This is a genomic window from Campylobacter sp. CNRCH_2014_2849, assembly GCF_025772845.1.
Lineage (GTDB): Bacteria > Campylobacterota > Campylobacteria > Campylobacterales > Campylobacteraceae > Campylobacter_D > Campylobacter_D lari_D.
The window spans coordinates 143,919-165,835 of the sequence record NZ_JAKMSW010000003.1; the positions used below are offsets into that span (position 1 = coordinate 143,919).

A 21,917-nucleotide genomic window follows, 5' to 3' on the forward strand; every position below is an offset into this window, starting at 1 on the left:
AAATGAAAAAATATACCCTTTATGGTATTTTAGGTTTTTTAAGCCTAATTTTATTTATTGCTTTTATTTTTATGGTGAGATATGTAGATATTGGGAATTTACCTATCTCACAAAATGTTAAATATTCTTTTGATGAAATAAAAAAAGAGTTACCACAAACTTGGCAAGATAAACTTTCAAATATTAAAATCAATGATTTTTCTCCAGCAGCAAATGAATTTTATATGAGTTTTAATATGGATGATTCTGTAGTAAAGCCAAAACAAAAATTTTATATGCTCGATGTAAATAAAAATGATGTTTATTCTATGTTTTGTTTAAAGCAAACTCTGCATTCTTTTTTTATCAAATACACTTTAACACAGAGTAAAGATGAAGTGGCAATTTATTTAGATACAAATAATGAAAAAGTATTAAATACACTGATCGACAAATTAAAAATTTACAACATAAATGCAAAATTAAAGGAGGTTTGGTTATGAAAAAAATTATTGTATGTGATGCGATATTAGACAAAGGCGTAGAACTTTTAAGAAAAGCTGATGATGTTGAGCTTATCGAAGCAGCGCATTTGCCTAAAGATAAACTTTTAACAAAATTAAATGATGTAGATGTTGCTATTACTAGAAGTTCAACGGATGTGGATTTGAAATTTATCAATGCATGTTCTAATTTAAAAGCTTTAGTTAGAGCAGGCGTTGGGGTTGATAATGTTGATATAGATGAATGCTCTAAAAAAGGCATTATAGTAATGAATGTACCAACGGCTAATACCATAGCAGCAGTTGAGCTTACTATGAATCATTTATTATGCTCTGCAAGATCTTTTGTAAATGCTCATAATTTTTTAAAAATACAAAGAAAATGGGAAAGAGAAAAGTGGTATGGTGTTGAACTTATGAATAAAACTTTAGGAGTTATAGGTTTTGGTAATATAGGTTCAAGAGTGGCTGTACGTGCAAAAGCTTTTGGTATGAAAGTTATAGCTTATGATCCTTATGTGGTAGCTTCTAAAATGACTGATTTGGGTATAGAGTGTGTGAATTCTTTAGATACAATTTTAACTCAAAGTGATTTTATTACTATACATACGCCAAAAACAAAAGAAACAACAGATATGATTTCTTTTGAAGAAATTTCTAAAATGAAAGATGGGGTAAGATTGATAAATTGTGCCAGAGGTGGTCTTTATAATGAAGATGCATTGTGTGAAGGTTTAAAAAGTGGTAAAATAGCTTGGCTTGGTATCGATGTGTTTAATAAAGAACCAGCAACTAATCATCCATTTTTAGACTTTGAAAATGTTTCTGTTACTTCTCATCTTGGTGCAAACACTTTAGAAAGTCAAGAAAATATCGCTATCCAAGCATGCGAGCAAGCTTTAAATGCTGCAAGAGGAATTTCTTATCCTAATGCTTTAAATTTACCGATTAAAACTGAAGATTTACCAAGTTTTGTAGCACCTTATATTGAGCTTATTTCCAAAATGGGCTTTTTGGCTGCTCAGCTTGATAAAACTCCTATTAAGGCTATTAAACTTGAGAGCGAAGGACAAATTAGCGAGTATAATGAGTCTTTATTAACTTTTGCAACAGTGAGTGTTTTAAGAGGTATTTTAGGTGAGAATATTAATTATATTAACGCACATTTTGTAGCTAAAGATAAGGGCGTAGAACTTTCTTCTTGTATTCTACCAAGTAGTGGTTATAGTAATAAAATCACTATAAAAGTAATTACAGATAATTCTAACCTTTCTATCTCAGGAACTATTTTTGGTGAAAATGAACAAAGGATAGTAGAATTAAATGGTTTTGATGTAGATTTTAAACCAAAAGGGAAAATGATAATTTTAAATAACAATGACATACCAGGAGTTATTGCTAATGTTAGCGGAATTTTAGCCAAAAATAATGTCAATATAGCCGATTTTAGACTTGGTAGAAATGGCTTTGGAAAAGCTTTGGCTGTAATTTTGCTTGATACAAAAATTTCAAAAGCTTTGCTTGAGGAATTAAGAGCTATTGATGCTTGTATTTTTGCAGAATATGCAGAAATTTAAGGCTTTTTATAAGCCTTAATTGTTACAATTATTTTTTAATTTTAAAATTAAGGAAAATATATGGCTTCTTATGGAATGGGAGATTTAAAAAAAGGTTTAAAAATAGAAATTGATGGTATTCCTTTTAAAATCGTAGAATATCAACATGTAAAACCAGGAAAAGGTCCTGCTTTTGTTCGTATTAAAATTAAATCTTTTATCGATGGTAAGGTTTTGGAAAAAACTTTCCATGCAGGGGATAAATGTGAATCTCCAAATTTAGAAGAAAAACAAATGCAATATCTATACGATGATGGTGAAAATTGTCAATTTATGGATACCCAAACTTATGAGCAAGTTGCAATTAGCGATGAAGATGTGGGTGAAGCTAAAAAATGGATGCTTGATGGAACCATGGTAGATGTTTTATTTCACAATGGAAAAGCAATTGGTGTGGAAGTACCTCAAGTAATGGAACTTAAAATTATTGAAACAGCACCAAATTTTAAAGGTGATACTCAAGGCTCAAACAAAAAACCAGCTACTTTAGAAACAGGCGCAGTAGTGCAAATTCCTTTCCATGTATTAGAAGGGGAAGTAATCCGCGTTGATACTGTGCGTGGAGAGTATATAGAAAGAGCAAATAAATAATCCCTTATTTAAGGGATTATAAAGTTCTTAATTTATTAATTTCATCTCTAAGCATTGCCGCTTTCTCAAACTCAAGATTTTTAGCTGCTTCTAGCATTTGTTTTCTTAATTCTTTTACTATTTTAGCGCGTTCTTTCGCAGGCATTTTTTCAAGTTCTTTGCCTTTACGATAAATTTCTCCTTGTTCAAGCTCATGTTTTAAACTTTCTTCTATGTTTCTTTTTACTGAGGTTGGTGTGATGTTGTACTTTTTATTATAAGCTTCTTGTAGGGTTCTTCTTTCATTGGTAGTATCGATAGCTTCTTGCATAGATTTTGTGATTTTTTTAGCAAAAAGTAATACTTTTCCATTGACATTTCTAGCCGCGCGTCCCATCGTTTGAATGAGTGCGGTGGTGCTTCTTAAAAAGCCTTCCTTGTCTGCATCCATAATCGCTATAAGGGAAACTTCAGGTAAATCAAGTCCTTCTCTTAAAAGATTAATCCCGATTAAAATATCAAAAGCGCCACTTCTTAAGCCACGGATGATTTCATTGCGCTCAATTGCATCAATTTCTGAGTGCATGTATTTTACTTTTAAGCCAAGTTCTAAGTAGTATTTACTAAGCTCTTCAGCCATTTTTTTAGTTAAAACGGTTATTAAAACTCTTTCATTACGATCTATAACTTTTTTAGCTTCATCGTATAAAATTTCTACTTGATTTTCACTATCTTTGATTTCTATTTTAGGATCTAAAAGCCCTGTTGGACGCATGATTTGATAAAAAATATTTTCTTTGCTTAATTCTAGTTCTAAAGGTGCAGGTGTGGCTGAAACAAATAAAAATTTACAATTTTTATTAATAAATTCATCAAACATCAAAGGTCTATTATCTAAGGCACTTGGCAAGCGAAAACCATAATCAACCAAAGTTTGCTTTCTGCTTCTATCCCCTGCAAACATTCCGCGAAATTGTGGTAAAGATACATGAGATTCATCTACAATGACTAAAAAATCTTGATTTTTAATGGCAAAATAATCAAAAAGCGTATAAGGTGTATCGCCGCTCTTAAGCCCTGTTAAATGCAAGGCATAATTTTCAACTCCTTTGCACATGCCAGTACTTTGAAGCATTTCAAGGTCAAATTCTACCCTTTGTTTTAGTCTTTGTGCTTCTACGAGTTTATTTTCATTTTCAAAATAAGCAAGGCGTTTATTTAATTCAGCTTTTATACCTTTTATAGCCTCTTTAAGTCTAGCTTCACCTACACTAAATTGACTAGTTGGATAAAGTATAAATTTTTTTAAGTCTTTACCTTTTTTATTTTCTAAAACATTATAATGATACATCGCCTCAAGTTCATCGCCAAAAAATTCAAGTCTAATAGCTTCATCCTCATAATAAGCTGGATATATATCTACTATATCTCCATTGACTCTAAAATCAGCTCTGTCAAAGAAATTATCATTGCGTTTATAACCCATATCTACAAGTTTTTTTAAAAGTTCTTTTTGATTTATTTGCATATTAAGCTCTAAAATCAAAACCATACCCACATACTCACTTGGATTTCCCAAACCATAATTTGCTGAAACACTAGCTATGCAAATAACATCATCATAACTTAAAAGCGAAGCACTTGCGCTTAGTCTTAATCTTTCTAAGTCTTCATTAGTAGAGCTGTCTTTTTCTATAAAAACATCGGTTCTTGGTATATAAGCCTCGGGTTGATAATAATCATAATAGCTTATAAAATACTCCACATGATTATTTGCAAAAAAGCCTTTAAATTCACTATAAAGTTGCGCGCATAAGCTTTTATTGTGGCTCATGATAAGAGTAGGCATATTTAAGTTTTTAATGATATTTGCCATAGTGAAAGTTTTTCCACTACCTGTAACACCTAGCAAGGTTTGGTATTTATTGCCTGCTTTAATGCTTTTTACTATACCATCAATAGCTTGCTTTTGATCAGGGCTTGGCTTAAATTCGCTAGTAAGTTCAAACATAATTTTTCCTAACTTGTATTTTTACTAATTTTACACAAAATTTTTTCTAAAAATTTAAATTTTAAAACAAAAAGCTATGCAAAATTAAATTTTTTTTTGTTACAATATGTGTTTAAAATACTCTAAAATATAAAATCAATAAAGGCAAAAAATTATGTATGATGAAAGAATAATCAACACAATGACAGATAAAGTAAATGAGCTTTTGGCTAAATATAATGAAGTATGTGAAATAAATGAAAATTTAAGAAATGAATTAGTGAGCGTAAAAGCACAAAATGAAGCTAAAAACAATCAAATTGCGCGTTTGGAAGAAGAGCTTAAAAATAAAAATATTGAAAGTGAAGATGTGATCAAAAAAATAGAGGCAGTTCTTGGCAAACAATAATCAAAGAAAAGTTACAATCAATGTCTATGCAAAAGACTTTGTTGTAACATGCAGTAATGAATTTGCAAATCATCTTGAAGATGAAATTGCTTTAATTTCTGGAGGCACAGGTAAGATAGAACTTGCAAATTTCATTAATGCTTTTGTAAAACTTAGCTACGAAAATTATATCTTAAAAAAAGAACTCAACAAACTTATAAACACTATCGATGAAGAAATACAATAAATGCAAGTAAAAAAAGCTTTTACTTTAGTAGAGCTTATTTTTTGTATGATGATTATTGCTATTCTTAGCACAATTGCTTATCCGTATTTTTCTTTTGGAAAAAATGATGCTAAACTTATCCAAGCAAAAAGTGAGGTAGAGCTCATCAATGCTTCTTTGGCCTTACTCAAAAATCAGTTTTTATTTAAAGAAAGTAAGGATTTTCCAGCCATTTTAGATGAAGCTTTGATAAATAGTGAAAATCAAAAATTATTTTTTTGTGATAGTTTGCAAAATTACAAAAAAACAAATCATTGCACATATAGTGTATTAGATAAGCCAATTGTTTCAAGTAAAAAATCATGGATGAAAATAGCAAGTACTCAATATAGATTTTTTATAAATGCTAAAAATTACATAGATTTTTCTTATAATAGTGAAAAAGTTTTTTTAGAATGTGTGAGTTTAAATTGTAAGGATTATGGGTTTTGAATTTTTATCAACTTGCTATAAAAGGATATTATTTAGATACCTTAATTTATGAAAGTGAAGAAGAAATTGAAATTTTAGATGAAGTGATAGTTGATCTTGCAAGGAAAAAAAATCTCAAAGCTATAATTTTACAAAAATGTTCAAAGCCTGATTTTAAAACCCAAGCTATAAAAGAAAAAACAGATTTTAAACTAACGCAATACCAATACGAACTTGCTCAATTTATTGCTTATTATTATGCTAGTAAAATAGCTTTTGTTTTGGGTATGTTTGAAAGCATTAAAGAGTATAAAAATCAAAAAATTCATATAGAAAAAGCACCTAGTTTAAGTAAAAACCAGCAAGAGGCTTTGGAATTTATAAAAACTAAACAAACTAGTTTATTATTTGGCGATACAGGAAGTGGTAAAACTGAAATTTATATTAGCTTGATAAAAGAATATCTAGAGCAAGGAAAGCAAGTTTTGCTTTTAATGCCAGAAATCGCTCTAACTCCGCAAATGCAAAAAAGATTAAGAGTGTATTTTGGCGAGTATTTTTTCTTGTGGCATTCTAAAATTACTAAGAAAAAAAAGCAAGAATATTTGCAAGATTTAACAAATTCAAAAGCTCTTTTGGTGGTGGGAGCTAGATCGGCTTTGTTTTTACCTTTTAAGAATTTGGGTTTGATTATTATTGATGAAGAGCATGATAATTCTTATAAAGCTTCTAATAATCCAAAAATCAATGCAAGAGATTTGGCTTTATTTGTAGCAAAAAAAATGCATATAAAAGTTCTTTTAGGTTCGGCTACCCCAAGTGTTGTAAGTTACTATAAACATCCTTGTTTTAGACTTAAAGGAACCTTTTTTGAAAGCAAAAAGCAGTTTTTATATGATGAGAGCGAGCTTAGTGTTTCATCAAAATTACTTTTAGAATTAAAAATTAGCTTAAGAAATAAAAAGCAAGCTGTGATATTTTTACCTACAAGGGCAAATTTTAGACAAATTTTATGTAAAGAATGTGCTAATACCATTAAATGCCCTTTTTGTTCTATTGCTTTGAGTTTGCACAAAAATAAAAATGCATTAAAATGCCATTATTGCAATTTTACTAAAGAAATTGATCAAACTTGTCCAACCTGCAATGGAGTTATGCTTGAAGCTAAAAAAATGGGCACAGCAGAGCTTTGTGAGCTTTTAGAAAAAGAATTAGCCGAGTTTAATCCTATCATAAAAAGATTTGATAGTGATGAGATTAGCAGTGTAAAAAAGCTTGATATGATTTTAAAAGATTTTAACCAAGAAAAAATTGATATTTTAGTAGGCACTTCTATGCTTGCTAAAGGGCATGATTATCATAATGTGGATTTGAGTGTGATTTTGGGGCTTGATGAGTATTTATTTAGACCTAATTTTAAAGCTTTAGAAGAGACTTTGGCTCTTGCTATGCAAGTAGCAGGTCGTGCAGGTCGTAAGGGTGAGGGTAGGGTGCTTTTACAAACTAAGAATAGATCTTTTTTTGAAAAATATATACAAGATTATGATAGCTTTTTAAAAGATGAATTAAATTCTAGAAGTGAGCTTTACCCTCCATTTAAAAGACTTTTAAGGCTAATTATTGAAGATGAGGATAAAAACAAAGCTTTAAATTTATGTGAATTTATAGCTAATAAAGTTCAAGAATTAAAACAAGTGCAATTAGTAGGCCATGGTGCTTGTGGTATTGAAATGCTAAATAAAAAATGGCGTTTTTATGTATTATTGCGTGCTAATACTCACCAAGAGCTTGTAAAGTTTGAGCATTTTGCTTTAAATTTTAAAAATATTACTTGTGATATAGATCCGGTTGATTTTAGTTAAAGAATTTTTCAAATTCTTGGTAATATTTCCATGATTTCACAATATCAGGGCGGAAATTTTTAATATGTATCAGTTCTTTATCTAATATATCTTTGAGTTTTAGCCTTGCTGTTTTGTTTTTCTTGAGATAGTCTAATACTTCATCTTCTTTCATAAGATTTGTTTCTGTGTAGTCAACAATTTCTTTGATTGCATCTAAAAAATTGGATAAATATTGTTTGATTCTTGCATAATTTTTATGATTTAAAAATTTAGATATTTTATTTTTATCGATATAAATGCCAATGTTATTTTTAAGATCATTATTGCTAATGTAGGAAAAAATATTTATTTGTTCGTTGCTTATATGATATCTATTAATAATTAATTTTATTTCATAATCTACTTGAAAAATTAAAGGAAGCAAATATCTTATATAGCCTCTAAATTCTTTTCTTTTAAAAAGATTTTCATCATTATGGGGGGGGGTAAAATCAAATTTATCTGCCAAGTTAATAAAAGTATTATAAGCTTTCTTTTCGTTTAAATCGCACATATCTATATAAGTAATATTGTTTGTGTTAATTTTATTAAGTAGAGTATGCATTATAAAAGTATTTTCTAGTAAATTTTCAAAATCATCTTTCATGTAAGTTTTGTTTGGTTTTAAAAAATTAATATATTCTTGGTAGTTAAAATTTAAGTTAAAATTTTGATTATAGTTTCTTTGAACTTTACTCCAATCTCTTCCATATGAATGTTTTAATAAAGATATGGGATCTCGTGTTTGAATTAGTATAGGTATATCACAACTAATTAAATTTAAATATTTATCCAAATTTAAAATATTTGTCTCGGATATATTAATAGCTGTTTGAGAGTATTGAAGAAGTGATTTAAAATTTAAATTATATCTGTAATATCCGTTGTTTGGAGATACCCAAGAAGCAGAGCAATAAACATTGCATGCTTCATTGAGTAGTGTTAAAAAAGCAGCAGCGCCAACACCATGAGGGGAAATATAGATAAATTTAGCATTTTCTAGAGGTATGTTTAGTTTCCAAGCAAGTTTTGTGCAATAATCACTAGGTTCTATATCGATATTTTTTGGATTTACTAATGGTGGATAAGTCTTATTTTCATATTGTTTAAAATCGTCACTATTAAGCCAAGCTGTAATATGATTTATATTATCTAGTATAAATTTTTGAAAAAAATAATCTTGATTGGTTTTGAGTGAATTTAATAAAAAATTTGCTTTTTTGCTATCTAAATGAGCTGATAAAAAATTAAGTAAATTTTTCATATTAAATCCTTGATATTTTTAGATTAAATTATTAAAATTATATAAAAATATTTTTAGAGTGATTTTAATGACAAGATATAAAACAAGACAAATAAAAGTAGGCGATGTTTTAATAGGTGGCGATGCACCTATTTCTGTGCAATCCATGCTTTTTACTAAAACAAGAGATATTGAAGGTTGTTTAGAGCAACTTAATAGGCTTTATTTTGCCGGTGCAAATATAGTGCGTTTAGCTTGTTTGGACATGGCAGATGCAAGAGCTTTAAAAGAAATCAAAGCAAAAAGTCCCTTGCCTTTAATAGTGGATATACATTTTAATCATAAGCTAGCAGTTTTTTGTGCTGAATTTATCGATGGGGTGAGAATTAATCCGGGAAATATAGGCTCAAAAGAAAATATAAAAGAAGTGGTGCAAGCTTGTAAACAAAGAAAAATTCCTATTAGAATAGGGGTAAATCATGGCTCTATAGAAAAGCAATTTAGCGATAAATATGGTTATAATATAGAGGCTATGCTTGAGAGCGCTTTATATAATATAAAATTACTAGAAGATTTAGACTTTTTTGACATTAAAATTTCTATGAAAACTTCAGATGTACAAAATACCATAAAAGCTTATGAAGCTCTAAGACCACTCTGTGATTATCCGTTTCATTTAGGGGTTACTGAAGCAGGAACTAAATTTCATAGTACGGTTAAAAGTTCGATTGCCTTAGGAAATTTGCTTTTAAAAGGTATAGGCGATACAATGAGAGTTTCTATGACAGGGGAGCTTGAAGAAGAGATTAAGGTAGCAAGGGCTATTTTGCAAGATAGTGGAGTGCAAAAGAGTGGAGTAAATATCATCTCATGCCCAACTTGTGGAAGAATTCAAAGCGATTTGATTAAAGCGATTAAGATAGTAGAAGAAAAAACTAAACATATAAAAGAACCATTAAATATAAGTGTTATGGGTTGTGTTGTAAATGCCTTGGGTGAGGCTAAGGGTGCTGATGTGGCTATTGCTTTTGGAAAAAATCAAGGTTTAGTTATAAGACATGGTGAAGTGGTGGCAAAATTAAAAGAAGATGAGCTTGTTGATAGATTTTTACTTGAAGTAGAAGATGAAGTAAAACTTAGAGAAAAAGATTAATTTTTTTCTAAGTAAGTTTTTTGCATATTTTGTAATTTTTTAGAAATTTTTACTTTATAAATACTTGGATTTTGAAGTTTTTTTAGTTTAAAATCCAAACTATCAACACTTTTTTTATGATACTCTTGAATATTTTTCAAGTTAGGAAGCCCATAGATTAATTTTCCATCTTTAAAAATAAGCTCATGTAAATTTTTATATGTATAACCTTGATAATTTTTGATACTCTCATCATGTGTATATAAAATATCAAAACTTGCTTTATTGTTTTTATAATACCTTATGAGTTTTTTAAAATGTGGCAAGGTTGTTTTGCTTGAGCTTGCGCTGATTTTTATTTTAGGGATGATTTGATTGTTTTTTTCTAATGCAACAAGCTTATAAACAGCTCCAAAAATAGGCGAGCTTGCTGAAGTAATAAGCTTTTCTCCAATACCAAAAGCATCGATCGGAGTTTTGTTTTTTAGTAATTTTTCTATGATGAACTCATCTAAGGCATTACTAGCTATGATTTTGCATTTTGTTAAGTTAGCAAGATCTAGTTTTTTTCTAATATATTTAGAGATTTTCAGCAAATCTCCTGAATCAATACGGATGGAATAATTTTGCATAGAATCTTGCGCATTTAACTCATTAAAAATTAAAATAGCATTTTCAATACCTTTTTTATAATCATATGTATCAATCAAAAGACTTATATTATCTTTATAAATTTGACAATATGCTCTAAAAGCACTTAGCTCATCATCAAACATTTGTACCCAAGCATGAGACATAGTTCCGCTAATAGGAATATTAAATTTTTTCCCAGCTAAAGTACAAGCACTTGCATGAAAACCACCTATAAAAGCAGCTCTAGCACCATTTAAAGCTGCGCTTTCTCCATGGGCTCTGCGAGAGCCAAATTCTAAGAGTAATTTTTCTTTTGCAATTTGAGCAATTCTGTTAGCTTTAGTGGCAATTAGACATTGATGATTTAGAGTTAAAAGTATGAAAGTTTCTAATAATAAAGCTTCTATTATAGGTGCTTTGATGATCATTAAAGGTGTATTAGCAAAAATACATTCACCTTCTTTAACACTTAGTATATCTCCACTAAATTTTAAGGTTAAAAGGTAGTTTAAAAAATCATCATCAAATTTTTTAGTATTTTTCAAAAAATCTATGTCATCTTTAGAGAAAGAAAAATGATTAATATGATTTATGATTTGCTCTAATCCACAAAAAATAGCATAAGAAGCACTATCAGGAACTTTTCTAAAAAAAACTTCAAAATAAACAATCTGCTTATGCATATTTTGTTTAAAATAAGCATAAGCCATACTTAGTTCGTAAAAATCACATAATAATGAAGAATTCATATAAGGATTTTTACTTACAAATTAATCCATTTGACGACGCAAGAAAGCAGGAACATCAAGTTGAGAAATCACTTCCTCATCAAACCCACCGCTAGCTTTGCGCAAATTCATATAGCTATTTTTTTTACTTTCTTCTTGTTCTTTAGCACTTTCTATTTCAGCTTTATCTTCAAAACCTGTAGCAATGATAGTTACTTCAACACGATCGCCCATGCTTTCATCGGTAGTTGCACCAAAGATTACTTTTGCATTTTCATCTGCTATATCGCTAATGCTTTGAGTAGCTTGTGAAATTTCTATTAACGAGCATTCAGGTCCAATTTTATAATGGATGATTACGCCTTTAACACCTTTCATAGTCATACCATCTAATAATGGAGATTCTATAGCGCTTGATAATGCGTCCATGATAGCATTTTCACCTTCTCCATGACCCACACCCATTAAAGCTAAACCTCTATGGCTCATAACAGTTCTAACATCTGCAAAGTCAACATTGATATCGCCATCTTCTAAAAGAATAGACACCATACCTCTAACAGCTCTAGCTAAGATATCATCAACTAGTTTGAATGCTTCTTTTATACCTGCTTTTTTTGGAAGTATACTAAGAAGTTTTTCATTTTGGATTACAATGATAGAATCACTTTCTTTTTTTAATTCAGCCAAGCCAGCTTCAGCTAATTTTTTTCTTTGTTTTCCTTCAAAAGCAAAAGGCATAGTTACAACCGAAACAGTTAATGCGCCTACTTCTTTAGCAGCTTGTGCTACAACAGGAGCTGCACCTGTACCAGTTCCACCACCAAGTCCTGCTGAAATGAATACTATATCACTTTGACTTAAAGCTGCTTTTACTTCTTCAAAGCTTTCTCTTGCACTTTCTGCTCCAATTTCTGGTTGCATACCAGCACCTAAACCTTTAGTTTTTTTCTCACCTAGTTGAATTCTAGTTTTTGCTAAAGATTTTGCTATAGCTTGTGCATCAGTATTTGCTGAGATAAGATCAAGATCATGTAAGCCCATATTTACCATATGATCTATCATATTACCGCCACCGCCACCGCAGCCTATGACTTTTATTTTTGCACCTTTTGCGTGTTGCATTTCTTCTACTAGATATTCGCTCATTGTATCTCCTATTAGAACTGGTTTATTAATTTATTCCAAAAATTATGCATAAAACTTGATTTTTTATCTTTTTTGGTTTCAACTTTTGTTAATTCTGTTTTTTCATCTTCAAAATCTCTCTGTTCTTGAAAAATTTCTTCAAAATTTTTATTTTCTTCTTCATGTTCTTCTATGGTGAGATTTTGTTTTATCTGTTTGTTGATAAATTCAGGCTCTCCTTTGTATCTTAGTTTTTCATTAGAATCTAATTCATAAGGAGTAAAATGTCCACCACCATATAAACAAAGACCTATAGCGCAGCTATTTTCTGCATCTTCAAAAATTTCTTTAAAGCCATCCATAGTATCTTTTTTTGCGGTCGCTATTCTAACAGCTTTATTATCAAAATAAGCTGAAGCAAGTTTGTCAAGTCCTGCAAATTTTGTCATTCCACCTGTTAATACTATGCCTGCTCCTGCTTGATTTGCACAAGCATTATCACTTAGCATTTTAGCCAAAATAATAATAGTTTCTTCAATTCTTGCATAAATAACATTAGATATAACTTCTACTGAAACTTCATTTTTTCTTTTTTCATCACCCATATATGGAATTTGTATAATTGAGTTTTCATTTTGTGCTAAAGATGCATAATTTAATTTTAGTTTTTCTGCTTCTTTTGGTGGGGTATGCAAAGCTATGGATAAATCATTAGTGATATTTACTGAACCAATTTGTAAGCATTCATTATATCGTATAGAATTACCCGCATGAATGACCATATCGCAAACTGCTCCACCCATATCGATTAAAATAGCACCTAATTCTTTTTCACTATCATCAAAGCATGCGATAGAAGAAGCATATCCTGAAAGAACGATATTATCTACTCTAAGATCAGCAAGCTCAACTGCTTTTTTTAGATTTTTAATATGCACTTCTTGCGAGATTACAATATGCGTAGAAACTTCAAGACGATTTCCACTCATTCCCAAAGGATCTTCTACATGCTCAAGATCATTTACTTTAAAATTATAAGGCAATACATGAATGATTTCATATCCACTAGGTATATTTGCGGTATGTTTTGCTGTGCTTACTGCTCTGTGAATTTCTTTAATACCTATTTCATGATTTGGTATATTAACTACACCTATACTGTCTACACTTTTTGCATAAGCACCTGAAATAGATACAATTACTTTATCATAATGCACACCTGACATCATTTGTGCATCGGCTACTGCCTCTTCTATAGATTTTGAAGCAAGCTCTATATTGGTAATTGCTCCTTTTTTTATACCATTTGATTTTGATTTTCCAAAACCAATGATTTTAAGTCCTTCTTCGCTTTTTTGTGCCAAAATAGCACAAGTTTGTATTGAGCCTAAATCAATTCCTAAAATATTCAATTTGTATTTCCTTTATAATAGCGTTGGATTGGATATAATTCTATAAGTTTTTTTAATAATTCTTCCTTAAGTAAAGCTTGTTTAGTTTGTTTGGCGCTTTGTTCTATGATAAATTTATAAATTTCTTCTTTATCTTTGTTTTCTAGAGTTTGCTTTGTAATTTCATAAACTATTGCTTTATCATCAAATAAAACATAAGATTTAGCTTTATTTGAGTCAAATACATGCATTAAAAACTCACTAAATTCAGCATCATTTATCATTTCACCTACTTTTGCTCCTTTACTTGAGTCGCGACTATAAGTTCCTATATCTATGCCTTGGAAATTGTTTAGGGCAAGCTTTGCTTTTTCTTCTAATAAAGTTTTAGTTTTTTCTCTGATGTAAAGTTTGCTCACTTCATTTTTGGCTTGCTCAAAAGTCATAGTCTGTATAGGATTTATTTTTATAAGTTTTGCAATCATATAGCCATTTTCAAATTTAAAAGGCTTAATAAAATCATTTTCTTTAGCTTTTTGTATGTTTTCTAAAGGGTAATAAATATCAGCATCGCTTATTGTGATGTTTTTGTCAAAACTAAGCTTGTTTTTTCTCAAAGCAACATAGCTTTCATTAGCTTTAAGTTTAAGCTTGGAAAGTTTTAAATCTTTTATAACTTTATCTTTGCTTTGTTCTAAGCTTAGAATTTTTCCTGCAAAATCTTTATAGCCATTTTTATTTTCTTCATAGTAAGCTTGAATTTCTTTATCAACAACTGTGATTGTATTAGGATCTAAAAAATAAGTTGTAAGCTCATAGCTTTTTTGTGTTTTATATAGGTTTTTGTTTTTTTCCCAAGTTTGTTTTAGTTCTTTTTCATCAATAGGAATATTTTTATTATCAAGTTTTATTATTTGAATTTTTAAATTATCTTGCATTAAAAAACTTGCACTAAACATATCAAGCTCATTTTGTTTGATTTGTAAATTTAAAATAGCATTGATTTTTTTAAGCAATAATTCATCATGGATAATTTTTTCATAAGCTTTTGGTGTATAGTTGTTTCTTGCAAGTAAATTATAATATAAATCTTTATCAAAAACACCTGAAGCATTATGAAAGATTTTTTGATGCGCTAAATCATAAGCAATTTCTTCTTCGCTTACATTTAAACCTAAAGTTTTAGCATAAGAAAGCAGAAGTTTTTCTTGTATAAGTTCATTGATAGCTTGAGTATCTAAGCCATCTTTTTGTGCTTGTTCTTGTGTATAATTGCCATTGTTTAATTGTGAGTAGTAGTTAAATAATTGAGAATATTTTAGATTAAATTCATCATAGCTTATTTTTTCATCGCCTACTTTTGCAACAGAATTTGATCTATCGGTGTTAAAATCATAACTTCCCCAGCCAACAAAACCTGCTCCAACAAAAGCAATAACACTAATCCAAATAGTAATAACTAAATATTTTTTATGATGCTGCATCCAAGTGAGCATTTTTACCCCAATCCATAATTAATTAAATTAAACCATAAATTATAGGTAATTTGTGATTAATAAAAAATTAATTTTATGATTTTATGATAAATTTGTCTCTGCTAAATGGATAATTTTACAAGAATTTTCGATTAAATCTATTATTTTTCCAAGTTCATAGCTTGTTCTTCCATAAGCAAATATTCCATATCCTTTCACAACGACAAAATTTTGTTTTTGTTCTAACATATAACGATAAATTTCAGTTTGCGATCTATCATCCCAATCCTCATAACTTTTAGGATTGTAAACTCGAATTTCTTCTAAAAAAATTTCTCCAAAATAATCTTGAGGTGTTATGAAATCATGATTTAAACTCATGGATAAGGTATAAGCTGGATAAGCAAAACATACGAATTTAGCTTCAGGTATATTTTCATATATGCTTTTATGTATTTCACTATCGCTGCTTGCTTCATCCCAGCTATAATCTTTTGCAAATTTTAAGATACTTAAATTTTTTTCATCTAATTGATTCAAAAAAGCATTGCTTTTGTTGATAATAAATGAGCCTTGGGAAAGTTTTGCTGAAATAGAACCATGGCAAATTCCAAAAAAATTTTTTTTAAACATTGATGAGGATAGAATTTGAATTTGGGAAATAATATTTTCTTTATTCATTAAAAACCTTGTTTTAAACTTAGCTAAGGTATTATACTAAAAAATATTAAAAGGTATATTTTGCAAAGTCCACATATTCCTGTTTTATTACAAGAAGTTTTAAATACTTTTGATGATTTTGATAGCGGAGATTTTTTAGATTGTACTTTGGGTTATGGAGGGCATTCTAAAGCATTATTGCAAGCTCATGAAAAATTAAGATTAATTGCTTGCGATAAAGATTTAGAGGCTTTAAGTTTTTCCAAAGAGTTTTTAAAAAATTTTCAAGATAGAATAAGTTTTAATCATATAGGTTTTAAAGATATTTTAACTCAAATTTCAACGCAAAACATAAGAGGAATTTTAGCTGATATTGGTGTATCTTCTTTGCAGCTTGATAAAAATGATAGGGGTTTTTCACTAAATTCTGATTTTTTAGATATGAGAATGGATCAAAATAATCCTTTAAGTGCTAAAGAAGTGGTAAATTCTTACAACAAGGAAGCTTTGGAACGAATTTTTAAAGACTATGGAGATCTGGCGCCAGTTGCTTCAATGCTTGCTCAAAAAATTATCAATGCAAGAAGTCAAAAAGAGATTACAAGTGCAAAAGAATTAAGTCAAATTATAGGAAATGCTAAGTTAAAAGGACGCAATGTATCTTTAGCTTTGCTCGTATTTCAAGCTTTGCGTATAGAAGTAAATAATGAACTTGGTGAGTTAAAATCCTTACTTGAAAATATAGAAAAAGCAAAATTAAAAGATTGTAAATTAGCTATTATTAGCTTTCATTCTTTAGAGGATAGAATAGTAAAAAATACTTTTAAAAGATGGGAAAAAGACTGCATTTGTGATGAAAGAGCTATAAAATGCGAATGTGGTAAAAATCATAGTCTTGGTAAAATTTTAAGTAAAAAGGCTATAAGTGCCTCCAAAGAAGAAATAAGTTATAATAGTAGATCAAGTTGTGCAAAAATGAGAATTTTTTATTTTAGGTAAATAATGATTGAAGATGATTTTTTAAAAGAAAAACAAAATATACGCGAAAAAATGTTGAAATATTCTAGGGCTATTAAAGAAGGTAGACCTTATGAAGAGTATGAGCACAATTTCAATGAAAGCGATCGCATATTAAAAAATAGAATACAGCGTAAAAAAAGACCTAAATTTACAGACTTTGATGAAGAATATAAAGAAAAACCTAAAAAACAATCCGCTATTTATTTAAAAGAAGATTTGATAAATGTTAAATTAGAAGAAAAAAAGCCTTTTAAATTACAACTCAATTTTTTCAAAAAGCAAAAAGAAAAATTTGATAAAAAAAATGATAAAAATCTTAAGCCATCTAAAAATGTTAAAACTTTGCAGGAAGTAAAAAAAGTAGAAAAAATACAACAAGAAAAAAAAGATTCTATTCAAATATCTAAAATTCTTACTCAAAGTAATGTCTTTGTTACTTCAAAATTTCAAGATTTAAAAGAAAAAAGAAAAGAAAAAGTCAAACTCAAACAAGAATTAAAAGAGCAAAAAAAAATCGAACAAGAAAAAATAAAAAAAGCTCAAGAAGAATTAAAAGAAAAAGAAAAATTAGCTAAGCAAGAGCAAAAAATTTTAGAAGAAAAGGTAAGGCTTGAAGAAAACCAAGAATATAATCAAGAAGATAAATACGAACTTTTAGATAGCATAGTAAGTGAGGAAAATAAAAATTTAACCCCTAAAAATTTATTATATGCAGGTTTGATGATAGCATTTGCTTTATTGATATTTTTCCCACAAATTTATATTAGAAATCAAATTTATTATGTAAGTAGAGAAATAGCGGATTTAAGATCGCAAGAATTAGTTTTAGATGAAGAAAACAAAGAACTTCAAAGACAGCTTGAAGCATTGTATTTTCAAAATCAAGTTTTAGACTTTTTAGATTAATCTTGTGTTTGAATGATTTTCTCCAAAACATATTGTTCAAGTTGATTTTTTGGAATTTCTTCTTTAATGGCTTGGTTATAAATATTTTCTGCTATTTTTGAATATTTTTCATAAGCAAAATATGGAAAATGTAAAGTCCAGGCTTTTTTCAATAATCTTTTGCTTATTACTTTTCTAGTATAAATTTTAAAAATATCATAGCCAACAAAAACACAAGCGGTAACAAAAATAGCACTTAAGATACTAATATGAAAATCAATAATTGTTAAAAAATAATGGCTGATGATAAGCATAGGAACTAAAATGGCTATACAAAAAAGGGTATATATAAGATAAGAATTAAATACCTTAAATTTAAAATTTAATTTCGCAGGATCTATCATCATACCTTCATTTAACAAGGCATTTGCTTCTAATAAATCTTTTAAATTAACAGGTTGATTTGAAACTTTAAAAATAAAGTTTAAAATAAATTCTTGTATTTTCATTGTTTTACCTAGTAAGTATGTGATTTTTGTGATTTTAGCATTTTTGTTTTTAAATAAGATAAATTTTAAGTCTTGTAAATGAAATCTTGTGTTAAAATTTACATTATTTTTGCATATTAAAGAAAGAAAAAGATGGCAGATTCTAGATTTATGATGAATGTAAAAGGCATAGCTAAAAGTTTTATACCTAGAAAAATTTATCAAAATCAATTACAAAATATTTTCAAAGAGCTTTTAAAATCAAAAAATATAGATAATATTATTACTCGCTTAAATTATTACAATTTGCAAAATGATTTTTTTGATATAAAAAATTTTCAAAATTATGAAAAAATAGGAAAATTTCCCTTTAAAAAAACTTCCTATGCTTATGATGCTTATACAATTAGTAAATATTTTAATGATGATTTCTTATGGATTAAAGGCTTTGGAGATATTAGTTATAATCTTAAATATCCAAGCATAGCTAAATCAAGACCAGTTGAAAATGGCTTTAATAATATCATTTTAAAATTAGACAAAAACAGACATTTTGATTTTATACAAGATAAAAACCAATTTGAAGATAAAAAAGATTTGCTTTTTTTTAGAGGTGCAATTTATCAACCTCATCGTATTAAATTTTTTGAAAAGTATTTTGATAATCCTCGTTGTGATATTGCTCATGTTGGCGGTAGAAAAATTCAAGCCGAAAAATGGATTAAAAATTTAAATTTTAAAATTAGCAGAGCCTATCAAACCCAGTTTAAATTTTTACTTTCATTGGAAGGTAATGATGTAGCAAGCAACTTAAAGTGGGCGATGAAAACAAATTCTTTAGTTTTAGCCCCAAAAATGCGTTATGAAACTTGGTTTATGGAAGGAAAGTTAGTTCCAAATGAGCATTTTGCTTTGATTGATGATGATTATGAAAATGTAGAAGCTTTGCTTGATTATTATTTAGCTAATCCACATAGAGCAAAAGAAATCATACAAAATGCTCATGCTTATATAGAGCAATTTTTAGATGAAAAGATAGAATTTTATATAGGAATTTTAGTTTTAGCTAAGTATTTTTATTATTCTAATCAGCTTGTTTTACCAAAAGATATTATTGATTTATTTGATTAAAAGGAGAGTTTATGCAAGAGATGGAAATAGTATTTTTAAATGATGAATTTATAAAAGCTAGCGAAGCTAAAGTGAGTATTTTTGATAGAGGTTTTATCTTTGGAGATGGAATTTATGAAGTAGTTCCTGTGGTAAATGCAAAAATAGCTGATAAGGAAGAATTTTGGGAGCGTTTTGAGCGTAGTTTAGCCCAAATTGATCTACAAATTCCTTATACAAAAGAAGAATTTGAAAATATTTTAAAACAATTAATCATTAAAAATTCTCTCAAAGAAGGCGGGCTTTATATGCAAATTACTAGAGGGGTTGCTAGTAGAAATTTTGCTCTTTTAAAGGGGTTAAAACCTACTATTATGGCCTTTGCTTTTGAATGCAAGGTGATTGAGCATGAGTTTGCTAAAAATGGAGTAAGTGTTATTTCAACAGCTGATTTAAGGTGGAAAAGAAGGGATATAAAATCAATTTCTTTATTAGCTCAATGTCTTGCAAAAGAAGAAGCTGTTAAAGCTAAGGTTTTTGAAGCTTTTATGGTAGAAAATGCTTTAGTTACGGAAGCTTCTAGTAGTTCAGCTTTTATTATAAAAGATAAAACTTTAATCACTAAGCCATTTTCTAATGAAATCTTACCAGGAATTCGCCGTAAAAATATCTTAAAATTTGCAAAAGAACTTGATCTTAAAGTAGATCAAAGAGCTTTTAGTATGAAAGAAGTGTATGAGGCTGATGAGGCGTTTATTTCTGCGGCTACTTTTTTGATTTTAGGTGTTATAAAAGCAGATAGTAAGGTAATTAATGATGGTAAGGTGGGTTTTTATACCCAAAAACTAAGAGAAAAATATGTAGAAAAAATTCAAAAAGAGGTTTTTTAATCAAAACCCGCATTAGTAAATTCTTTAGGATTATCTAGAGCGTAGTGAAACTTTTCCCAGTCTATTTGTTTATCCCAAATAGCTACGATTAAAGCTGCTACGCTATTACCACATAAATTTCCCACAGCACGAATTTCAGACATAAATTTATCCACGCCCAAAAGTATAGAAATGGCAGCCACAGGTAAAACCTCGCCCAAACTTGCTCCTAAGCCATTGTTAGCTTCTGCAATGTGCATATTAGATAAAGCCGCAAGTGTACTTCCTAGTATAATAAAACCTGATCCAGTCACACCAACAGCACCTTTTGAGGCTATCATAAGCACTATTAAAATGCTAATTTCATGAGTTAGAGAAAGTTCTACATTAAAAGCTTGAGCAAGGAAAATTAAACTCATAGCTAAATAAATATTAGTACAATCAAGATTAAAACTATATCCAGTTGGTAATACCAAGCCCACAGTGGCTTTTGAAATTCCTGCTTTTTCAAGTTTTCTCATAAGCGGAGCTAATGCTGATTCGCTAGAACTCGTGGCAAAAACTATTAAAACTTCTCTTGAGATAAAACGCATAAATTTAAAAATATTGACTTTAGCAATAAAACAAATAAGCCCTAAAACTCCAAAGATAAAAAGCAAAGAAGCAAGCAACATAACAATAAGCAAATAACCCAAATTTAATAAAGAATCAAGTCCATATTTTGCCACTAAAAAAGCCATCGCAGAAAAAGCGGCGATGGGAGAAAAATACATAATGATTTCTAAGATTTTAAAAACAAAACTTTGCATAATTTCTAAGGTTTTTTGTATAGCTTTTCTCTCATCAATTCTCATAAGTGAAATAATAAAAGCACAAGCTAGGGCTATAACTAAGATTTGCAAAGTTTTTCCCTCGCTAAAAGCAGCTATGATATCAGTAGGTATAGCATCTTTTAAAATATGCAAAATTTCATTTTGCGCACTTATTTCTATATTTTTATTAACAAATTGAGTCACACTTTCTTGATCTAGAGTGCTTGGATCAAGGTTCATTCCTTTACCAGGTCCCATAATGTTTGCCATAAAAATGCCAATAGCTAAAGCAAAAGTGCTTACTATTTCAAAATAAAGCAAAGCTTTAGCTCCTATGCTTCCAACTTGTTTTAAGCTTTCAAGACTAATAACACCTAAAACAATAGTTAAAAATATAATAGGACCTATGAGAATTTTTAAAGCTTGTATAAAATAATCTACACCGATTTTACTAGCTAATGCAAATTCCTTATCTAATAAGCCAAGGCAAATGCCAGCTATAATTCCTATAATCACCCAAAAACCTAAATTTTTTAACATTTTTTTGAGCTTGCTTGGTTTTTCATGAGTAATAACTAGCATAAAAAACTCCTTGTAATTTTAAAAAACGATACATATTAGCAAAGAAAAACTTATTTTTATTGTTAAAATAAATAAAAAATAAATATAAAAGCTAAAAATAATAATTTTTTATCTTATTTTGTAGATAAAAGTAGC

At 28.9% G+C, this 21,917-nt stretch carries 21 protein-coding genes; 12 read left to right on the top strand and 9 right to left on the bottom strand.

Annotated elements, in window-relative coordinates; all coding sequences use genetic code 11:
• Positions 1-2: 2 nt before the first annotated feature.
• From L8X33_RS03230 to efp, 3 genes are read left to right on the top strand one after another with little or no spacing between them, the layout of a single operon-like run.
• Positions 3-482, top strand: a complete 480-nt coding sequence (locus L8X33_RS03230) for a hypothetical protein (RefSeq protein WP_133319893.1) — start codon at positions 3-5, stop codon at positions 480-482.
• On the top strand, positions 479-2,059 hold the full coding sequence (gene serA, locus L8X33_RS03235) for a phosphoglycerate dehydrogenase (RefSeq protein WP_263669939.1): 1,581 nt from the start codon (positions 479-481) through the stop codon (positions 2,057-2,059). Before L8X33_RS03230 ends, serA begins: the two co-directional genes overlap by 4 nt.
• A gap of 60 nt (positions 2,060-2,119) precedes the next feature.
• The gene (efp, locus tag L8X33_RS03240; RefSeq protein WP_039618934.1) at positions 2,120-2,689 is read left to right on the top strand and encodes an elongation factor P; all 570 of its coding nucleotides are present in this window, start codon (positions 2,120-2,122) and stop codon (positions 2,687-2,689) included.
• 16 nt (positions 2,690-2,705) lie between these two features.
• Here efp and uvrB read toward each other — a convergent pair whose 3' ends face one another.
• Positions 2,706-4,679: an excinuclease ABC subunit UvrB gene (uvrB, locus tag L8X33_RS03245; RefSeq protein WP_263662646.1), complete on the bottom strand. Its 1,974-nt coding sequence runs from the start codon at positions 4,677-4,679 to the stop codon at positions 2,706-2,708.
• 154 nt (positions 4,680-4,833) lie between these two features.
• Here uvrB and L8X33_RS03250 point away from each other — a divergent pair, with 154 nt between their 5' ends.
• The 4 genes from L8X33_RS03250 to L8X33_RS03265 are packed head-to-tail and all read left to right on the top strand — an operon-like array spanning position 4,834 to position 7,605.
• Complete coding sequence (locus L8X33_RS03250; protein ID WP_012661890.1) at positions 4,834-5,067, top strand: hypothetical protein; 234 nt, start codon at positions 4,834-4,836, stop codon at positions 5,065-5,067.
• Positions 5,054-5,293 carry a hypothetical protein gene (locus L8X33_RS03255; RefSeq protein WP_133319896.1) on the top strand — a complete coding sequence of 80 codons (240 nt, stop codon included), beginning with the start codon at positions 5,054-5,056 and terminating at the stop codon, positions 5,291-5,293. The genes L8X33_RS03250 and L8X33_RS03255 overlap by 14 nt, the downstream gene beginning before the upstream one ends.
• On the top strand, positions 5,294-5,764 hold the full coding sequence (locus L8X33_RS03260) for a type II secretion system protein (RefSeq protein ID WP_263669941.1): 471 nt from the start codon (positions 5,294-5,296) through the stop codon (positions 5,762-5,764).
• Entirely contained in the window at positions 5,761-7,605 is a 1,845-nt protein-coding gene (locus L8X33_RS03265) for a primosomal protein N' (RefSeq protein WP_263669943.1), read from the top strand. The genes L8X33_RS03260 and L8X33_RS03265 overlap by 4 nt, the downstream gene beginning before the upstream one ends.
• Here L8X33_RS03265 and L8X33_RS03270 read toward each other — a convergent pair.
• Positions 7,598-8,890 (bottom strand): DUF2972 domain-containing protein, encoded by a 1,293-nt coding sequence (locus L8X33_RS03270; protein ID WP_263669944.1) that lies wholly within the window; start codon positions 8,888-8,890, stop codon positions 7,598-7,600. The two genes, L8X33_RS03265 and L8X33_RS03270, sit on opposite strands and share 8 nt — an antisense overlap.
• 67 nt (positions 8,891-8,957) lie before the next feature.
• Here L8X33_RS03270 and ispG point away from each other — a divergent pair, with 67 nt between their 5' ends.
• Positions 8,958-10,022: a flavodoxin-dependent (E)-4-hydroxy-3-methylbut-2-enyl-diphosphate synthase gene (gene ispG / locus L8X33_RS03275; RefSeq protein ID WP_250322407.1), complete on the top strand. Its 1,065-nt coding sequence runs from the start codon at positions 8,958-8,960 to the stop codon at positions 10,020-10,022.
• On the opposite strand, the gene L8X33_RS03280 is transcribed toward ispG, so the two are convergent.
• The 5 genes from L8X33_RS03280 to L8X33_RS03300 form a co-directional block, all read right to left on the bottom strand.
• Positions 10,019-11,383 (bottom strand): nicotinate phosphoribosyltransferase, encoded by a 1,365-nt coding sequence (locus tag L8X33_RS03280; RefSeq protein WP_263669945.1) that lies wholly within the window; start codon positions 11,381-11,383, stop codon positions 10,019-10,021. The genes ispG and L8X33_RS03280 overlap by 4 nt on opposite strands.
• Before the next feature lie 21 nt (positions 11,384-11,404).
• Complete coding sequence (gene ftsZ / locus L8X33_RS03285) at positions 11,405-12,511, bottom strand: cell division protein FtsZ (protein WP_039626779.1); 1,107 nt, start codon at positions 12,509-12,511, stop codon at positions 11,405-11,407.
• 11 nt (positions 12,512-12,522) lie between these two features.
• Positions 12,523-13,902, bottom strand: coding sequence for a cell division protein FtsA (gene ftsA, locus L8X33_RS03290; RefSeq protein WP_220566695.1), 1,380 nt, complete (start codon positions 13,900-13,902; stop codon positions 12,523-12,525).
• A complete protein-coding gene (locus L8X33_RS03295; protein ID WP_263669947.1) occupies positions 13,899-15,377 on the bottom strand; it encodes a peptidylprolyl isomerase in 1,479 nt (492 codons plus the stop codon). The genes ftsA and L8X33_RS03295 overlap by 4 nt, the downstream gene beginning before the upstream one ends.
• An 81-nt stretch (positions 15,378-15,458) precedes the next feature.
• On the bottom strand, positions 15,459-16,037 hold the full coding sequence (locus tag L8X33_RS03300; protein ID WP_263669949.1) for a class II aldolase and adducin N-terminal domain-containing protein: 579 nt from the start codon (positions 16,035-16,037) through the stop codon (positions 15,459-15,461).
• A 60-nt stretch (positions 16,038-16,097) separates the two neighbouring features.
• On the opposite strand from L8X33_RS03300, the gene rsmH reads away from it, so the two are divergent.
• Together rsmH and L8X33_RS03310 are read left to right on the top strand one after the other, a co-directional pair.
• Positions 16,098-17,015, top strand: a complete 918-nt coding sequence (gene rsmH, locus L8X33_RS03305; RefSeq protein WP_263669950.1) for a 16S rRNA (cytosine(1402)-N(4))-methyltransferase RsmH — start codon at positions 16,098-16,100, stop codon at positions 17,013-17,015.
• Positions 17,016-17,018: 3 nt separating this feature from the next.
• Complete coding sequence (locus L8X33_RS03310) at positions 17,019-17,942, top strand: hypothetical protein (RefSeq protein WP_263659738.1); 924 nt, start codon at positions 17,019-17,021, stop codon at positions 17,940-17,942.
• On the opposite strand, the gene L8X33_RS03315 is transcribed toward L8X33_RS03310, so the two are convergent.
• Positions 17,939-18,430 carry a hypothetical protein gene (locus L8X33_RS03315; protein WP_133319905.1) on the bottom strand — a complete coding sequence of 164 codons (492 nt, stop codon included), beginning with the start codon at positions 18,428-18,430 and terminating at the stop codon, positions 17,939-17,941. The genes L8X33_RS03310 and L8X33_RS03315 overlap by 4 nt on opposite strands.
• A gap of 132 nt (positions 18,431-18,562) precedes the next feature.
• Between L8X33_RS03315 and L8X33_RS03320 the strand changes: the two genes are divergently transcribed.
• Both L8X33_RS03320 and L8X33_RS03325 read left to right on the top strand, forming a co-directional pair.
• Positions 18,563-19,540 carry a glycosyl transferase family 90 gene (locus L8X33_RS03320; RefSeq protein WP_263669952.1) on the top strand — a complete coding sequence of 326 codons (978 nt, stop codon included), beginning with the start codon at positions 18,563-18,565 and terminating at the stop codon, positions 19,538-19,540.
• A gap of 11 nt (positions 19,541-19,551) precedes the next feature.
• Positions 19,552-20,409, top strand: coding sequence for a D-amino acid aminotransferase (locus L8X33_RS03325; RefSeq protein ID WP_263660232.1), 858 nt, complete (start codon positions 19,552-19,554; stop codon positions 20,407-20,409).
• Here L8X33_RS03325 and L8X33_RS03330 read toward each other — a convergent pair.
• Positions 20,406-21,782: a cation:dicarboxylate symporter family transporter gene (locus tag L8X33_RS03330; RefSeq protein WP_263660233.1), complete on the bottom strand. Its 1,377-nt coding sequence runs from the start codon at positions 21,780-21,782 to the stop codon at positions 20,406-20,408. The two genes, L8X33_RS03325 and L8X33_RS03330, sit on opposite strands and share 4 nt — an antisense overlap.
• Positions 21,783-21,917: the final 135 nt, after the last annotated feature.

Excerpts from the sequence above, each read along its gene's own strand:
- L8X33_RS03230 (WP_133319893.1), top strand. The coding sequence starts at position 3 with ATGAAAAAATATACCCTTTATGGTATTTTAGGTTTTTTAAGCCTAATT.
- serA (WP_263669939.1), top strand. The coding sequence starts at position 479 with ATGAAAAAAATTATTGTATGTGATGCGATATTAGACAAAGGCGTAGAA.
- efp (WP_039618934.1), top strand. The coding sequence starts at position 2,120 with ATGGCTTCTTATGGAATGGGAGATTTAAAAAAAGGTTTAAAAATAGAA.
- uvrB (WP_263662646.1), bottom strand. The coding sequence starts at position 4,679 with ATGTTTGAACTTACTAGCGAATTTAAGCCAAGCCCTGATCAAAAGCAA.
- L8X33_RS03250 (WP_012661890.1), top strand. The coding sequence starts at position 4,834 with ATGTATGATGAAAGAATAATCAACACAATGACAGATAAAGTAAATGAG.
- L8X33_RS03260 (WP_263669941.1), top strand. The coding sequence starts at position 5,294 with ATGCAAGTAAAAAAAGCTTTTACTTTAGTAGAGCTTATTTTTTGTATG.
- L8X33_RS03270 (WP_263669944.1), bottom strand. The coding sequence starts at position 8,890 with ATGAAAAATTTACTTAATTTTTTATCAGCTCATTTAGATAGCAAAAAA.
- ispG (WP_250322407.1), top strand. The coding sequence starts at position 8,958 with ATGACAAGATATAAAACAAGACAAATAAAAGTAGGCGATGTTTTAATA.
- L8X33_RS03280 (WP_263669945.1), bottom strand. The coding sequence starts at position 11,383 with ATGAATTCTTCATTATTATGTGATTTTTACGAACTAAGTATGGCTTAT.
- ftsZ (WP_039626779.1), bottom strand. The coding sequence starts at position 12,511 with ATGAGCGAATATCTAGTAGAAGAAATGCAACACGCAAAAGGTGCAAAA.
- L8X33_RS03295 (WP_263669947.1), bottom strand. The coding sequence starts at position 15,377 with ATGCTCACTTGGATGCAGCATCATAAAAAATATTTAGTTATTACTATT.
- L8X33_RS03300 (WP_263669949.1), bottom strand. The coding sequence starts at position 16,037 with ATGAATAAAGAAAATATTATTTCCCAAATTCAAATTCTATCCTCATCA.
- L8X33_RS03310 (WP_263659738.1), top strand. The coding sequence starts at position 17,019 with ATGATTGAAGATGATTTTTTAAAAGAAAAACAAAATATACGCGAAAAA.
- L8X33_RS03315 (WP_133319905.1), bottom strand. The coding sequence starts at position 18,430 with ATGAAAATACAAGAATTTATTTTAAACTTTATTTTTAAAGTTTCAAAT.
- L8X33_RS03320 (WP_263669952.1), top strand. The coding sequence starts at position 18,563 with ATGGCAGATTCTAGATTTATGATGAATGTAAAAGGCATAGCTAAAAGT.
- L8X33_RS03325 (WP_263660232.1), top strand. The coding sequence starts at position 19,552 with ATGCAAGAGATGGAAATAGTATTTTTAAATGATGAATTTATAAAAGCT.
- L8X33_RS03330 (WP_263660233.1), bottom strand. The coding sequence starts at position 21,782 with ATGCTAGTTATTACTCATGAAAAACCAAGCAAGCTCAAAAAAATGTTA.